The sequence below is a fragment of the Streptococcus sp. HMSC073A12 genome, assembly GCF_001812815.1.
Classification (GTDB): Bacteria; Bacillota; Bacilli; order Lactobacillales; family Streptococcaceae; genus Streptococcus; species Streptococcus vaginalis.
In genome coordinates, this window is the sequence record NZ_KV810539.1 from 154986 (window position 1) to 170556 (window position 15571).

General features: G+C 38.2%; 14 protein-coding genes. All 14 read left to right on the forward strand.

The window, feature by feature from the left end; all coding sequences use genetic code 11:
- Positions 1-183: 183 nt before the first annotated feature.
- The 14 genes from HMPREF2876_RS06100 (at position 184) to HMPREF2876_RS06160 (ending at position 15565) form a co-directional block, all read left to right on the forward strand.
- Positions 184-1389 carry a multidrug efflux MFS transporter gene (locus tag HMPREF2876_RS06100; protein WP_180363719.1) on the forward strand — a complete coding sequence of 402 codons (1206 nt, stop codon included), beginning with the start codon at positions 184-186 and terminating at the stop codon, positions 1387-1389.
- On the forward strand, positions 1373-1522 hold the full coding sequence (gene rpmG / locus HMPREF2876_RS10220) for a 50S ribosomal protein L33 (RefSeq protein WP_003024746.1): 150 nt from the start codon (positions 1373-1375) through the stop codon (positions 1520-1522). The genes HMPREF2876_RS06100 and rpmG overlap by 17 nt, the downstream gene beginning before the upstream one ends.
- Before the next feature lie 39 nt (positions 1523-1561).
- Positions 1562-1795: a preprotein translocase subunit SecG gene (gene secG, locus HMPREF2876_RS06105; RefSeq protein WP_003024744.1), complete on the forward strand. Its 234-nt coding sequence runs from the start codon at positions 1562-1564 to the stop codon at positions 1793-1795.
- A gap of 91 nt (positions 1796-1886) precedes the next feature.
- Positions 1887-4226: a ribonuclease R gene (gene rnr / locus HMPREF2876_RS06110; RefSeq protein WP_024051603.1), complete on the forward strand. Its 2340-nt coding sequence runs from the start codon at positions 1887-1889 to the stop codon at positions 4224-4226.
- Positions 4189-4656, forward strand: coding sequence for an SsrA-binding protein SmpB (smpB, locus tag HMPREF2876_RS06115; protein WP_024051602.1), 468 nt, complete (start codon positions 4189-4191; stop codon positions 4654-4656). Before rnr ends, smpB begins: the two co-directional genes overlap by 38 nt.
- A gap of 182 nt (positions 4657-4838) precedes the next feature.
- Positions 4839-5543: a helix-hairpin-helix domain-containing protein gene (locus HMPREF2876_RS06120; RefSeq protein WP_024051601.1), complete on the forward strand. Its 705-nt coding sequence runs from the start codon at positions 4839-4841 to the stop codon at positions 5541-5543.
- Positions 5527-7755: a DNA internalization-related competence protein ComEC/Rec2 gene (locus HMPREF2876_RS06125; protein ID WP_024051600.1), complete on the forward strand. Its 2229-nt coding sequence runs from the start codon at positions 5527-5529 to the stop codon at positions 7753-7755. Before HMPREF2876_RS06120 ends, HMPREF2876_RS06125 begins: the two co-directional genes overlap by 17 nt.
- Before the next feature lie 81 nt (positions 7756-7836).
- Complete coding sequence (locus HMPREF2876_RS06130; RefSeq protein WP_224783657.1) at positions 7837-8397, forward strand: DUF805 domain-containing protein; 561 nt, start codon at positions 7837-7839, stop codon at positions 8395-8397.
- A gap of 629 nt (positions 8398-9026) precedes the next feature.
- Positions 9027-10013, forward strand: a complete 987-nt coding sequence (locus tag HMPREF2876_RS06135) for a Gfo/Idh/MocA family protein (RefSeq protein ID WP_024051597.1) — start codon at positions 9027-9029, stop codon at positions 10011-10013.
- 23 nt (positions 10014-10036) lie between these two features.
- Positions 10037-10690, forward strand: coding sequence for a uracil-DNA glycosylase (locus HMPREF2876_RS06140; protein ID WP_024051596.1), 654 nt, complete (start codon positions 10037-10039; stop codon positions 10688-10690).
- 36 nt (positions 10691-10726) lie between these two features.
- Positions 10727-11197 carry an NUDIX hydrolase gene (locus tag HMPREF2876_RS06145; protein ID WP_024051595.1) on the forward strand — a complete coding sequence of 157 codons (471 nt, stop codon included), beginning with the start codon at positions 10727-10729 and terminating at the stop codon, positions 11195-11197.
- Between the two features lie 12 nt (positions 11198-11209).
- Complete coding sequence (locus tag HMPREF2876_RS06150) at positions 11210-12487, forward strand: dihydroorotase (protein WP_024051594.1); 1278 nt, start codon at positions 11210-11212, stop codon at positions 12485-12487.
- A gap of 265 nt (positions 12488-12752) precedes the next feature.
- Positions 12753-13946 carry a methionine adenosyltransferase gene (metK, locus tag HMPREF2876_RS06155; protein WP_024051593.1) on the forward strand — a complete coding sequence of 398 codons (1194 nt, stop codon included), beginning with the start codon at positions 12753-12755 and terminating at the stop codon, positions 13944-13946.
- Between the two features lie 359 nt (positions 13947-14305).
- A complete protein-coding gene (locus HMPREF2876_RS06160) occupies positions 14306-15565 on the forward strand; it encodes a UDP-N-acetylglucosamine 1-carboxyvinyltransferase (protein WP_024051592.1) in 1260 nt (419 codons plus the stop codon).
- Positions 15566-15571 lie beyond the last annotated feature (6 nt).

Sequence of the window (15571 nt, forward strand, 5' to 3'; positions counted from 1 at the left end):
GACAAAGGATAAGAATTGTGTCAATTGAACATTGATTATAAAAAATTTTTAAAGACTGGCTGGGAAAATCATTATTAAAAATGCACAACTAGGATCTTCAGAAGAATTAAAAAGGCAGAGTGATGTTTTTATTATTCTGTGTTATAAACAAGTTGGAAAGAAGATGATTTTATTAAGAATCAAGTGAATTGGAAACGGAATTTATGGATTGCTTGGCTGGGGAACTTTTTTATAGGTGCTAGCCTGTCACTAGTTGTTCCCTTTATGTCTTTGTACGTGGAAGAATTAGGCGCCAGAGGCTCTATGGTTGAATTTTATTCAGGCTTGGCGGTTTCGAGTACAGCTTTGACAGCCGCACTTTTGTCGCCTGTCTGGGGAAGTTTAGCTGATAGGTACGGTCGCAAACCAATGATGATTCGGGCAGCTTTTGCAATGACCTTTACGATGGGAGGCTTGGCTTTTGTACCGAATGTATTTTGGCTCATTGTATTGAGACTGTTAAATGGAGTGTTTTCTGGTTATGTACCGAATAGCACGGCTTTGATTGCCAGCCAATCACCCAAAAAACATTCTGGATATGCCTTGGGAACATTGTCAACAGGTGTCGTAGCGGGGACTCTGATGGGACCACTCTTAGGAGGAATGGTAGCTCAAAGTTTGGGAATGAGAAATGTTTTCCTTTTGGTTGGATTTTTCTTGTTTGTTGTTACTTTGTGGACCATTTTTGGGATAAAAGAAGATTTTCATCCTGTCTCTAAAGGAAAAGAAGTTTCGACCAAGCAACTATTTCAGCGAATTCCTCAAAAATCAATCCTTTTTGGTTTGTTCATTACTAGCATGGTGATTCAGATGATTGGACAGTCCATTTCCCCTATTTTGACACTTTATATCCGCTCTTTAGGACAAAAAGAAAATTTGTTATTGGTATCTGGTGCAATCGTTTCAGCAATGGGCATTTCAAGCATATTTTCATCTAGTTGGCTGGGAAAATTAGGAGATAAAATGGGAAATCACCGTTTGCTTCTGCTGGCTCTTTTGTATAGTTTTGTAATTTATATTTTCTGTGCGAGGGCTGGTACGCCACTTGAATTGGGAATTTATCGTTTTCTGTTTGGTCTGGGGACGGGTGCGCTTTTGCCTGGAGTTAGCTCTCTGCTCAATAAAATTACTCCCCAAGAAGGTATTTCACGGATTTTCAGTTACAATCAAACCTTCTTTTATATTGGTGGCGTTATTGGACCGTTAATGGGGTCAGCTATTTCTGTTCATTTTGGCTATCATTGGGTTTTCTATAGCACAGCAGGTTTAGCTTTATTGAACTTCTTCTTTTTATTGTTTAGTTTTAGAAAATATTTAGGAGCAAAGGAAATCAGTGCGAGTAAAAATTAATTTAAAGTGTTCTTCTTGCGGCAGTCAGAATTATTTAACGAGTAAAAATATGAAAACACATCCAGAAAAGGTTGAGGTATTAAAATACTGTCCCAAAGAAAGAAAAGTGACCTTACATCTTGAATCAAAATAAATTTTATGGTAGAATAGATGAGATTTTAAGGAGTTTGATATGTATAATTTATTATTAACCATTTTATTGATTTTATCAGTATTTATTTTAATTGCAATTTTTATGCAACCAACCAAAAATCAATCAAGTAATGTATTTGACGCAAGTGCGGGTGATTTGTTTGAACGACCAAAAGCCAGAGGATTTGAAGCAGTTATGCAGCGTTTGACGGGAGTGATGGTTTTCTTTTGGTTGTTGATTGCATTAATGCTGACAATCTTATCTAGTAAATAAAATGGGCTCTGACTTTGTCTTTGCCTATTTTTTCTGTAGTAGATGAGTAAAGGCGACTTAAAGTTTAGAAAACATAAGAAAAAAGGAAAGAATGAAAGAAGAAATTTTAAGCTATTTAAGAGAAAAAAAAGAAGCTAGTATGGATGAACTGGCGCAGGGATTAGGGAAAGAAAAGGCGAAAGACTTTAGAAACCTAGTCAAAACGATTTCTGAAATGGAGCGAAAACGTCAGCTGGCCTTTAGCGATGCAGGGAAAATCCAGCTTCGCAAAGAAAAGCAAATGCTTACCTTGAAAGGAATCTTTCACGCCCATAAAAATGGCTTTGGTTTTGTTACCTTAAATGAAGAAGAGGATGATCTTTTTATTGGTCGCAATGATGTCAACTATGCGATTGATGGTGATACGGTAGAAGTTGCAATCACTAAGGTTGCAGATCGCAGCAAGGGAACATCTGCTGAAGCCAAGGTTATTGATGTTTTGGAACACAGCTTGAAAACAGCAGTGGGTCAGCTTATCTTAGACGAAGAGAAGCCTAAGTATGCTGGCTATATTCGGTCAAAAAATCAGAAAATCAGTCAACCTATTTATATTAAGAAGCCTGCTTTGATTTTGGATGGAACAGAGATTTTAAAAGTAGAGATTGATAAATATCCAACTAAAAAGCATGACTTTTTTGTAGCTAATGTTTTAGATGTGGTCGGTCATAAGGATGATCCAGGAATTGATGTTCTGGAAGTTTTGGAGTCCATGGATATTGTGTCTGAGTTTCCAGAAAGAGTTTTGAAGGAAGCATCAGCGATTCCAGAGGCGCTGTCTGAAAAAGATTTTGAAGGACGTTTAGATCTGCGTAATGAAATTACCTTTACCATTGACGGGGCGGATGCGAAAGATTTGGATGATGCAGTTCATATCAAGAAGCTGGAAAACGGGCATTTTGAACTAGGAGTTCACATTGCAGATGTTTCTTACTATGTCAAAGAAGGATCTGAGTTGGACAAGGAAGCCCTCAACCGAGCGACATCGGTTTATGTGACTGACCGTGTAATACCGATGCTACCTGAGCGCCTGTCCAATGGCATCTGCTCGCTTAATCCTAATGTAGATCGGCTGACGCAATCGGCTATCATGGAGATTGACCAAAAAGGTCAAGTTATCAAGCATACTATTACTCAAACAATCATTAAAACTACTTTTCGTATGACCTATAGCGATGTGAATGACATGATTGCAGGAGATGAGGAAAAACGAGCAGCTTTTAAAGCGATTTTACCGAGTGTTGAAGTAATGGTGGAACTTCATACAATTCTTGATCGGATGCGATACAAACGTGGAGCTCTTAATTTTGATACGAAAGAAGCTAAAATTTTGGTCAATAAGACCGGGCGTCCAGTAGATATTGTTTTGCGCCAGCGTGGACTTGCGGAGCGTATGATTGAGTCCTTTATGCTAGTCGCCAATGAAACAGTGGCGGAGCATTTTGCTACGTTAAACCTGCCCTTTATTTATCGAATCCACGAAGAACCTAAGGCTGAAAAAGTACAGAAGTTTATTGACTATGCTTCTACTTTTGGCGTTCGGGTTTACGGAACTGCTAATTCTATGAGCCAATCTGCCCTTCAGGATATTATGAAAGCAGTCCACAGTCAGCCTTATGAGGAAGTGCTGTCTATGATGCTTTTGCGCTCCATGCAGCAGGCTCGTTACTCAGAGCACAACCGCGGTCATTATGGTTTGGCAGCCGAGTTTTATACTCACTTTACTAGTCCGATTCGCCGTTATCCAGACCTTTTGGTTCACCGTATGGTGCGCGATTATGGGCATTCTAAAGAAATAGCAGAGCATTTTGAACAAGTCATTCCAGATATTGCCAGTCAGTCTTCCAGCAGGGAACGGCGAGCTATTGAAGCAGAGCGAGAAGTAGAAGCTATGAAAAAGGCTGAGTTTATGGAAGAATTTGTGGGAGAAGAATTTGATGGTATTGTGTCAAGCGTTGTTAAATTCGGTCTTTTTGTTGAACTTACAAACACAGTTGAAGGTTTGATTCATGTAACCAACCTGCCAGAATTTTTCCACTACAATGAACGCAATCTAACTTTACAGGGTGAAAAGTCAGGTGTTGTTTTCCGTGTCGGTCAACAGATTCACATTAAGCTAGTTCGGGCTGATAAGGCTACGGGAGAGATTGACTTTGAATACCTACCTAGTGAATATGATGTAATTGAAAAGAAAAAACACTCCAAGTTCAAGCAAGACGGACGTCAACAGTCTTATCGCGGTGACGGAGAGCGAAAGAGCAAATCTTCAAAAGGAATCATTTCTAAGGATAAGAAATCAAAGAAAAATAAGAGTAAGAAACCGTTTTATAAAGAAATGGCTAAGAAAGGAAGCAAGAATGGCAAAGGGAGAAGGAAAGGTCGTCGCTCAAAATAAGAAAGCGCGTCACGACTATACGATTGTTGATACGATTGAAGCGGGCATGGTTTTAACTGGAACTGAAATTAAAAGCGTACGCACTGCACGAATTAACCTAAAAGACGGCTTTGCTCAAATCAAAAATGGAGAAGTCTGGCTCAGTAATGTCCATATAGCTCCTTATGAAGAAGGAAATATTTGGAATCAAGATCCCGAACGTAGGAGAAAATTGCTATTGCATAAAAAGCAAATCCAGAAATTAGAGCAGGAAACCAAAGGAACTGGAATGACTTTGGTTCCCCTCAAAGTTTATCTTAAGGACGGTTATGCCAAGTTACTTTTAGGATTGGCTAAAGGGAAACACGACTATGACAAGCGTGAATCCATTAAACTTCGTGAGCAAAATAGAGACATTGCTCGGACAATGAAGGCTTATAATGTGAGATAATATACAAGATGTCAAAATCGGAAGTTGTTTCCGATTTTTTAGTAGTTCGAGGTAGTTGATTGGTCAATCTTTATCAAAAACCCTTTTCTAACATGGCAAAAGCTGAGAAATTTTTTTCAGCTTTTTTATTTGTTTTACGAATAAATAGATAAAGCAAATTTTCATTCAACTTAGGAGGAAAGATGTTAGAGACAATCATTGAAAAGATGAAAGAGTATAAAATTTTGATTGGTTTAAGTTTGATTGGTTTGATAATAGCAGGATTTTTTATGATAAATGTTCAATCTAGTAGACAATCAAATGTAGCAGAGCTCGCACAGGAAACAGTTACGAGTTCGGGGGCAGAATCAGAAGAAATTTCAACTGGAACGAAGAAAAACTCACAGAAAGAAAAAGCAGAGCCTCAAACGAGTTCAAGTGAAGAATCAGAATTTTTAACCGTAGATGTCAAGGGTGCAGTCAAAAATCCAGGTATTTATCAACTGAAAAAGACTAGCCGTATCAATGATGCGATTCAAAAAGCAGGTGGTTTAACGACAGACGCTGACAGCAAGTCTATCAATTTGGCGCAGAAACTAACGGATGAAGCTGTTGTTTATGTGGCAACTATGGGTGAGAATGCGGCGAGTGTTTCAAGTAATACAGGACAATCTTCAACGTCAGGAACTAGTGAAGTCGCATCGCAAAAAGGAAATAAGGTCAATCTAAATACAGCTGATTTATCTGAGCTGCAGACCATTTCTGGTATTGGTCAAAAACGTGCGCAAGATATTTTAGATTATCGTGAGGCAAACGGGAAATTTAATTCCGTTGATGACTTGAAAAATGTATCAGGAGTAGGCGCTAAAACACTAGAAAAATTGAAAGAATATGTCACAGTGGATTAAAAAATTTCCGATTAAGCCGATTTACATTGCTTTCTTACTTGTCTGGTTATATTTTGCAATCTATCCAAGTAGCTGGTTAGGCTGGTTGGGTTTTATCTTTCTGGTAATTCGTCTTTTTCGCTTTTATTCACCGAAAGAATGTTTCATGACCTTCATGATCCTCTCTTGTTTTGCTAGTTTTTTCTTTATTCGTAGGGAAATAGCAGAGCAGCAAACAAAAGCAGAACCTTCTCCCATAAAACAAGTGGCAGTTCTACCTGACACGATTAAGGTAAATGGAGATTCGCTTTCTTTTCGTGGTAAAGCTAATAGGCAGACTTATCAAGTTTACCACAAATTGAAATCAAAGGAAGAGCAGTTGGCTTTTCAAAATCTCTCTAGTTTGGTTGCGTTGACCGTTGAAGGAGATTTTGAAATTCCTGAGAAGAAGCGTAATTTTGCTGGTTTTGATTACCAATCTTATTTAAAAACGCAAGGGATTTATCGAATTTTAAAAGTAGATACCATTTTATCGAGCCAAGATAGAATCAGCTTGCACCCTTTGGAGTGGCTCTCTAGCTGGCGAAGAAAGGCACTGGTATTTATCAAGAACCATTTTCCAAATCCGATGAGTAATTATATGACGGGGCTCTTATTTGGCGCCTTGGATACAGACTTTGACGAAATGAGCAATCTTTATTCTAGCTTGGGAATTATTCATTTATTTGCGCTGTCTGGCATGCAAGTTGGCTTTTTTATGGAGGGATTTCGCAAGTTACTGTTAAGGCTGGGGTTCACACAAGAAATGGTTCGTAAATGCCAATATCCATTTTCTTTCTTTTATGCGGGAATGACTGGATTTTCAGTATCCGTTGTACGGAGCTTAGTTCAGAAATTATTATCGCAACATGGTATCACTAAGTTAGATAATTTTGCTTTAACGATGATGATATTGTCCTTGATTATGCCGTCCTTTCTTTTGTCGGCAGGAGGAGTTCTCTCCTGTGTCTATGCTTTTGTCATTAGTGTGATAGATTTTGAAGGTCTGGCTTCTTGGCGAAAAGTTGTTGTAGAGAGTAGCGTTATTTCACTTGGTATTTTACCGATTCTAATCTTTTACTTTGGCGAATTTCAACCTTGGTCTATTTTGTTGACATTTGTTTTTTCACTGATTTTTGATGCAATGATGTTGCCAGGCTTGACGTTAATTTTTCTTTTTTCGCCTTTGATAAAGTTGACTCAAGTCAATTTTCTATTTGAAGGTTTAGAAAATAGTATTCGTTGGATAGCAAGTGTCTTTGGTAAACCAATCGTTTTTGGGCAGCCCAGTCCGCTTTTGCTGATTGTTATGCTGCTTGTACTGGCTATTTTGTATGATGTTAGAAAAAATAAAAAATGGGTAATATTTCTTAGTCTGTTTCTTTCATTACTCTTTTTCATAAATAAATTTCCTTTGCAAAACGAGATCACAATGGTGGATGTCGGGCAAGGAGATAGTATTTTTCTGAGAGACTGGAAAGGAAAAAATGTATTGATTGATGTTGGCGGACGTGAGGAAATTAGAACAAAAGAAGCTTGGCAAAAACGAGCAATTAGCTCAAATGCAGAAAAAACTTTGATTCCTTATCTAAAAAGTCGTGGTGTAGATACGATTGATACTTTAGTCTTAACAAATCCTAATCCAGATTATGCAGGAGATGTATTAGGAGTTGCTAAAAAGTTTGCAATAAAAAAAATTTATATTTCCAGAAGTAGTCTAAGCAATGCAGATTTTCTAGAGAAATTAAGGAAACTAAACACATTCATTCATGTTGTAAAACAAGGCGACAAACTTCCTATTTTTGATCATCATTTGCAAGTTCTTTCGGGTGTTAGCAAGAACGACCATTCGATCGTTTTATATGGTCAGTTTTTCCGTACAAGATTTTTATTTGCAAGCGACTTGAAAGAAGAGGGCGAAGCAAAGTTAATGCAGCATTATCCAAAGTTGAAAACAGATGTTTTGAAAGTCGGACAGCATGAAGCCAAGGACTCATCAAGTTCAAAATTTTTGCAACAAATAGAACCAACGGTTGCGCTCATTTCTGTTGAGAAAAATAATCAATCTAAGCAACCTAGTCAAGATACAATAGAGCGATTTGCACAATTGCCTGCTAAAGTCTATCGGACAGATGAACAAGGGGCAGTTAAATTTTCAGGGTGGACAAACTGGCGATTAGAGATGGTCAAGTAATTGTTCTCTAAAAATTAATTTCCGTTGATTTATTAGGAAAAGTATGATATTTCTATTAGAAATTAAAATGTTAGGAGATTTATGATGTTTACAGCTTATAAAAAGTTTTGGACTCACTATGCTGATTTTGAAGGAAAATCAACTAGATCTGACTATTGGTGGTCTGTTTTGTACAATGTTTTGATTACACTTCCATTTGGTATTATGGCTTTTGGGTCAATTTTGGTTGCAATCTTCAATGTTGTACAACAAGCGACTTATTATGATTATGAAGGAGGATTTGATTTAAGTATTTTTATAAGTAGTTTAGGTTTCGTATTTTTTATCATCATTTTATTGAGTATTTTTGGGATAGCAACTTTAGTCCCAAATTTGGCGATTATTGTGCATCATTTGCGTGATGCTGGCTATCATTGGGCATTCATCTTTTTATATGTAGCTCCTGCGTTTTTGATGTGGGTTCCATTTTTAAATATCTTGGGTGCTTTAGCTATGTTACCATGTTCTATCGCTCTAATTGTCCTACTTTGTAAGCCAACTAAAGTACAACCTATGGTTTACCAAGGACAACTTACGACACAACAAGCACAATCTCAGCAACAACCTGTTCAAACACAACAATTTACTCAACCACAAGAATAAGCAGTTGAACCTGCAACAACACCAACTCAACCTCAACAAGAATCTGTGATTACCACTGAAACTCCAGAACAAGTTGTTCAATCAGATGAGAAAGAGTTGGACTCAGCTATCTCTGAAGATAACTAAACTAGAAATGCTCCAATAATGCATTGGGGTGTTTTTAGAAATGACGATTTTTTTAATATCATTTTTAGGAATTTATTCCTGAATAAGCCAATCTTATATCTCATTTACCCCATTAGAAAAATGACCTATTTAAGCCAATTTTTATTCTTTATTTGGATCGTTGTGATAATCAATAATAAGGCAAAGGATAGCAATCGCAAAAATAAATAATCCAAATCCGATAATAGTCTTTATTATGATATTTGAAAAGTAAAATAAAGCAATAACCAAAAGTAAAAATACAATAAACCAAGACCACATAAAATTGCTCCCTTCTCAATTTATTATAACATAAAGGAATATTCTGAATAATTGTAATCCTTGATTTTATTCGATTGTTTAGATAGAAAAGCATAGTTTGATTTCATAGGATTTTGTCAAAAGGGATGTCTCTACATAAAAAGTCGGCTAAATGAAGGAAAATTTGGTATGATAAAAGTAATCATGTAGCTAGGAGAAGGACTATGGAAAATAAGATACGCTATAATTGGGCAACTTTAGGTACGGGTGTGATTGCTAATGAATTGGCACAGGCCTTGCAGCAGTTAGGCGGGAAGCTCTATTCTGTTGCTAATCGAACACATCAAAAAGGCTTGGAGTTTGCACAAAAATATGGTATTGAAAAAGTTTATGATCAGATTGATGACGTATTTAAGGACGAAAATGTGGATATTATCTATATTTCCACACCACATAATACGCATATTGATTTTTTGCGAAAAGCATTAAAGAACGGGAAACACGTTTTATGTGAGAAGTCCATTACGTTAAATTCAGAAGAATTGGAAGAAGCAGTTTTATTAGCCGAGCAAGAACATGTCGTTTTGGCAGAAGCGATGACGATTTACCATATGCCAATCTATCGACAATTGAACAACATCATTTCCAGTGGTCAATTGGGTGATTTAAAAATGATTCAAATGAACTTTGGCAGTTACAAAGAATATGATATGACCAATCGTTTCTTTAATCGTCATCTTGCAGGCGGTGCACTGTTAGATATTGGTGTGTATGCCTTGTCATTTGTTCGGTGGTTTATGACATCTAGCCCTCATCAAGTCCTTTCGCAAGTGAAATTTGCACCAACGGGTGTCGATGAGCAAGCAGGGATTCTTCTGACGAATGCCGAAGGAGAAATGGCGACTTTGACCTTGAGCCTCCATGCTAAACAGCCCAAGCGTGGAACAATTGCTTATGATAAGGGCTACATTGAAATGTATGAATATCCTAGAGGGCAAAAGGCGGTCATTACTTATACTGAAGATGGGCATCAAGAAGTCATTGAAGCTGGAAAGACGAGCGAAGCTTTAATGTATGAGGTTCTTGATATGGAAGCGGCAGTAGCTGGCGACAAAAATGAGATTCATTTGGATTACAGCCGTGATGTCATGAAAATGATGACGGATTTGCGAAAAGAATGGGGAATGACCTATCCTGAGGAAGAAAAGTAATCGAGTATGAAAGAGGAGAAACAATGGAACACTCAGCTTGGCATAGTTTTATTAAGCAACAATTGCCTGACGGCTATTTTAGTAAAATCAATTATTTTTTAAATCAAGTTTATTCATCAGGCACAATCTATCCACCGCGTGAAAAAGTTTTTAATGCGATTCAAACAACAGATTTGGCAGATGTAAAAGTGGTGATTCTGGGACAGGATCCTTATCATGGTCCGCAGCAAGCGCAGGGGCTGAGCTTTTCAGTACCAGATGATATTCCAGCACCGCCTTCTCTTCAAAATATTTTGAAAGAATTGGCAGATGACGTTGGAATGAAAGAATCTCACGATTTGACATCTTGGGCACTTCAAGGAGTGCTACTGCTGAACGCCAGTTTGACCGTTCCTGCTGGGCAAGCAAATGGACATGCCGGTCAAATCTGGGAACCGTTTACGGATGCTGTGATTAAGGTTGTCAATGAAAAAGATACACCTGTTGTTTTTATTCTCTGGGGCTCTTATGCACGCAAGAAAAAAGCCTTGATCACCAATCCTAAACATCTCATTTTAGAATCTCCTCATCCGAGTCCTCTTTCAGCTCATCGAGGTTTTTTTGGAAGCAAACCATTTTCTAAAACAAATACCTTTCTGACATCTCAAGGAATGGAACCGATAAATTGGTTGTTATAAGTGGTTTGATATATTTTAGCTGTTGAAAGGAGAAAAATGGTTAAATTAGCAACAATTTGCTATGTGGACAATGGAAAAGAATTTCTGTTGTTGCATCGAAATAAAAAGCCTAATGATGTTCATGCTGGCAAATGGATTGGTGTTGGCGGAAAATTAGAGAAAGGTGAAACACCGCAGGAATGTGCGGTGCGAGAAATCTTGGAAGAAACGGGTTTGCGAGTCAATAAGCCCGTATTAAAAGGTATTATCACGTTTCCAGATTTTACACCTGATAATGACTGGTACACGTACGTATTTAAAGTGACAGAATTTGAGGGAGACTTGATTGACTGCGATGAAGGTACTTTGGAATGGGTTTCCTATGAAGAAATTTTGTCCAAACCGACTTGGGAGGGAGATCATACGTTTCTATCTTGGATTTTAGAAGATAAACCATTCTTCTCGGCTAAATTTTCTTACAAAGGAGAGAAGTTGGTGGAGAGTCATGTTGATTATTATGGAGAATAAGGAGAAAAGTACATGTTGTTAATTAAAAATGGTCGTGTCATGAACCCTAAGTCTGGTTTAGATCAGATTTGCGATGTTTTGGTTAAGGATAAAAAAATTCTTAAAATTGGTCAGGATTTGAAAGCAGAAAACGCTCAGGTGATTGATGCGACTGGATTGGTGGTGGCGCCAGGGCTGATTGATATTCATGTTCATTTTCGTGAACCTGGTCAGACGCATAAAGAAGATATTCATACAGGTGCTTTAGCAGCGGTAGCGGGTGGATTTACAACGGTTGTGATGATGGCAAATACCACTCCAACGATTTCAACAGTAGAGACACTAAAGGAAGTATTAGCATCTGCCAATCGTGAAAATATTCATATTAAGTCTGTTGCAACTATTACAAAGAATTTTGATGGACAGCATTTGACAGATTTCAAAGCGCTTTTAGCAGCGGGAGCTATTGGTTTTTCAGATGACGGGATTCCATTAAAAAGTACAAAAATAGTACGCGAAGCTTTGGAAGAAGCTGACAAAAATGGTACATTTATCTGCCTTCACGAAGAGGACCCAGAACTCAATGGTATCCTTGGGTTTAATGAGCAGATTGCCAAAGAACATTTTGGATTTTGTGGTGCGACTGGGGTCGCTGAATATAGTATGATTGCGCGTGACGTGATGATTGCTCATGCAACCAATACTCATATTCATATCCAGCATTTATCAAAAGCAGAAAGTGTGAAAGTCGTGGAATTCGCTCAGCGATTGGGCACTCACGTAACAGCAGAAGCAGCGCCCCAGCATTTTTCTAAGACAGAAGAGCTATTGTTGTTAAAAGGTAGCAATGCTAAAATGAACCCGCCACTTCGTTTGGAATCAGATCGTTTAGCTGTCATTGAAGGGCTTAAGTCTGGAGTTATTTCAGTCATTGCGACAGACCATGCACCTCATCACTCTGATGAAAAGAATGCAAAAGACATCACCAAAGCACCGTCTGGTATGACAGGTCTAGAAACGTCACTTTCGCTTGGTTTGACTTATTTGGTGGAAGCAGGTCATTTGACACTCATGCAGTTGCTGGAAAAAATGACAATTAACCCAGCGCAACTCTATAATTTTGAAGCGGGCTACCTTGCTGAGAATGGACCAGCAGATCTCACGATTTTCGATACAAATGCTGAACGCATGATAACAGAAGATTTTGCCTCAAAAGCAGCTAATTCACCATTTATCGGTGAAAAATTAAAAGGTGTTGTTCACTATACGATTTGTGATGGACAAATTGTTTATGGAGGCAAATCATCATAACAAGCATAAGGTTGGAAGTGTTTTTCAACTTTATTGTATTTTAAATTTCTTATAATTTTTAGAATATTTTCTGTTTATTAGGATAAAAAATGATACAATAGAGAAGTTAAATAGTCCCGAAAAGGTAGTCAAAGGTTAAATATTAACCATAGAGACTAGTGCTTTGTAACTTTTTAACGTAAGTCTGTTTACAGATTTTCAAGTAACTTCCTAGCAATAATAGAATTTTTAGGAGGGAATATTTCATTAAAAGGGGGACATGAATATGTCAGAACGTAAACTTTTCACGTCTGAATCTGTATCTGAAGGACATCCAGATAAGATTGCAGATCAAATTTCAGATGCTATTTTAGATGCTATCTTGGAGCAGGATCCAGAAGCTCATGTGGCTGCTGAGACAGCTGTCTATACAGGCTCTGTCCATGTTTTTGGGGAAATATCCACAAATGCTTATGTGGATATTAACCGCATAGTTCGCGATACAATTGCAGAGATTGGTTATACAAAAGCTGAATATGGTTTTTCAGCAGAAACGGTGGGGGTGCATCCGTCGCTTGTTGAGCAATCACCAGATATCGCTCAAGGGGTGAATGAAGCCCTTGAAATTCGTGGAAATGCTGAACAAGATCCGCTTGATTTGATTGGTGCCGGTGATCAGGGGCTGATGTTTGGTTTTGCTGTAGATGAAACACCTGAACTAATGCCGTTGCCTATTTCTCTCAGTCACAAATTAGTCCGTCGTTTAGCAGAGCTTCGCAAGTCTGGAGAAATTTCCTATCTTCGTCCGGATGCAAAATCTCAAGTAACGGTTGAATACGATGAAAATGACCAACCAGTGCGCGTGGATGCTGTCGTTATTTCTACACAACATGACCCAGAAGTAAGCAATGAGCAGATTCATCAAGATGTGATTGAAAAGGTCATTAAAGAAGTAGTTCCAGCAGAGTATTTGGATGAAAAAAGTAAGTTTTTCATCAATCCAACCGGCCGCTTTGTTATTGGCGGACCTCAAGGAGATTCTGGTTTAACTGGACGTAAGATTATCGTTGATACATACGGCGGTTATGCACGCCATGGAGGTGGGGCTTTCTCAGGAAAAGATGCCACAAAAGTCGATCGCTCTGCTTCTTATGCAGCGCGTTATATTGCTAAAAATATTGTTGCAGCAGGATTAGCTAAGAAAGTAGAAGTTCAGCTAGCCTATGCTATCGGAGTTGCACATCCAGTATCAGTCCGCATTGATACTTTTGGTACAGGTGCAGTTTCAGAAAGCAAGCTTCAAGAAGCAGTTCGACAAATTTTTGATCTTCGTCCAGCGGGTATTATTCAAATGCTTGATTTGAAACGACCAATTTACCGTCAGACTGCTGCCTATGGGCACATGGGACGTACGGATATTGACCTGCCGTGGGAAAAACTTGATAAAGTAGATGCTTTAAAAGCAGTTGTTGCAAAATAAAGAAGAAGTTAGGATACAAGTCTCTTGTTTATAAATTTTTTATGTGGCATTTTACAATCAGCCGCAGTTGCAATCTGACTTAAAACGTATTTATTTGTGCCGATTATATTAGTGTTATCTGCAAACTCCAGCAGTTCCCTAGATTGTCGGATCTAGTTATCATTTTGAGGAGCGGGACAAAATTGATTTTTGTCCCGCTCCCTTTTTAGAATGACACAAAAGTAAAATAGTTCTGTAATCGTTATATAACAAGAATGACAAGTTAAAAGAGATTTCTTTAAAAGGATAGGATTTTCACAGAAACTGTGTTATAATAAAGTGCAGTATATTTGATTATAAATTCCTTGAAAGAGCTAAAAATGAAAAAAATTGTAATTAATGGTGGTCGCCCCTTAAAGGGAGAGGTGACTATTAGTGGTGCCAAAAATAGTGTAGTCGCTTTAATTCCGGCGACAATTTTATCTGATGAAATCGTGACATTGGATTGTGTGCCAGATATTTCCGATGTTGTCAGTTTGATTGACATCATGGAAGCTATGGGAGCAACCGTTGAGCGTCAAGACGATACGCTGAAAATTGATCCTCGCGGGATAAAAAATATGCCCATGCCTTATGGTAAAATCAATAGTTTGCGTGCTTCTTATTACTTTTATGGTAGCTTGCTGGGTCGCTATGGCGAAGCAACAGTTGGTTTGCCTGGTGGCTGTGATTTAGGTCCGCGCCCTATTGATTTGCATTTGAAAGCATTTGAAGCCATGGGAGCTACCATGGCTTACGAGGGGAATTCCATGAACCTTTCGACAAGAGGCAAGCGGCTTCACGGAGCTAGTATTTATATGGATACAGTTAGTGTTGGGGCGACCATTAACACCATGCTTGCGGCAGTAAAAGCAAAAGGGCGCACCGTTATTGAAAATGCAGCTCGTGAGCCTGAAATCATTGATGTAGCGACACTTTTGAATAATATGGGAGCACACATTCGAGGAGCTGGTACGGATATTATTGTCATTGAAGGTGTTAACAAACTTCATGGTACTCGTCATCAAGTCATTCCAGATCGAATTGAAGCAGGAACTTATATCTCAATGGCTGCTGCAATTGGTGAAGGTGTGCAAATCAACAATGTCCTTTATGAACACTTAGAAGGCTTTATTGCGAAATTAGAAGAAATGGGAGTTCGCATGACCGTTTCTGAAGATAGTGTGTATGTCGAAAAGCAACATGATTTGAAAGCAATTAATATTAAGACGGCTCCTTATCCAGGCTTTGCTACAGACTTGCAACAGCCTATTACGCCACTTTTGTTAACTGCTAAAGGACGTGGCTTAATTATTGATACGATTTATGAAAAGCGAGTAAATCATGTCCCTGAGTTAGTAAAAATGGCAGGAAAGATTTCAACGAGTGCCAATCATATTGCTTATGAAGGCCCTAATCAATTGCAAGGTGCAGCGGTCAAAGCAACTGATTTGCGGGCAGGAGCAGCACTTGTAATTGCAGGCTTGCTAGCTCATGGAAAAACCGAAATTACAAATGTAGAATTTATTTTACGAGGTTATTCAAATATTATTGAAAAGTTGACGAGTTTAGGAGCAGACATTCAACTTGTCGAAGAATAGATTCGA

Excerpts from the sequence above, each read along its gene's own strand:
- smpB (WP_024051602.1), top strand. The coding sequence starts at position 4,189 with ATGGCAAAGGGAGAAGGAAAGGTCGTCGCTCAAAATAAGAAAGCGCGT.
- secG (WP_003024744.1), top strand. The coding sequence starts at position 1,562 with ATGTATAATTTATTATTAACCATTTTATTGATTTTATCAGTATTTATT.
- rnr (WP_024051603.1), top strand. The coding sequence starts at position 1,887 with ATGAAAGAAGAAATTTTAAGCTATTTAAGAGAAAAAAAAGAAGCTAGT.
- HMPREF2876_RS06150 (WP_024051594.1), top strand. The coding sequence starts at position 11,210 with ATGTTGTTAATTAAAAATGGTCGTGTCATGAACCCTAAGTCTGGTTTA.
- HMPREF2876_RS06130 (WP_224783657.1), top strand. The coding sequence starts at position 7,837 with ATGATGTTTACAGCTTATAAAAAGTTTTGGACTCACTATGCTGATTTT.
- HMPREF2876_RS06125 (WP_024051600.1), top strand. The coding sequence starts at position 5,527 with ATGTCACAGTGGATTAAAAAATTTCCGATTAAGCCGATTTACATTGCT.
- HMPREF2876_RS06145 (WP_024051595.1), top strand. The coding sequence starts at position 10,727 with ATGGTTAAATTAGCAACAATTTGCTATGTGGACAATGGAAAAGAATTT.
- metK (WP_024051593.1), top strand. The coding sequence starts at position 12,753 with ATGTCAGAACGTAAACTTTTCACGTCTGAATCTGTATCTGAAGGACAT.
- HMPREF2876_RS06120 (WP_024051601.1), top strand. The coding sequence starts at position 4,839 with ATGTTAGAGACAATCATTGAAAAGATGAAAGAGTATAAAATTTTGATT.
- HMPREF2876_RS06135 (WP_024051597.1), top strand. The coding sequence starts at position 9,027 with ATGGAAAATAAGATACGCTATAATTGGGCAACTTTAGGTACGGGTGTG.
- HMPREF2876_RS06140 (WP_024051596.1), top strand. The coding sequence starts at position 10,037 with ATGGAACACTCAGCTTGGCATAGTTTTATTAAGCAACAATTGCCTGAC.
- HMPREF2876_RS06160 (WP_024051592.1), top strand. The coding sequence starts at position 14,306 with ATGAAAAAAATTGTAATTAATGGTGGTCGCCCCTTAAAGGGAGAGGTG.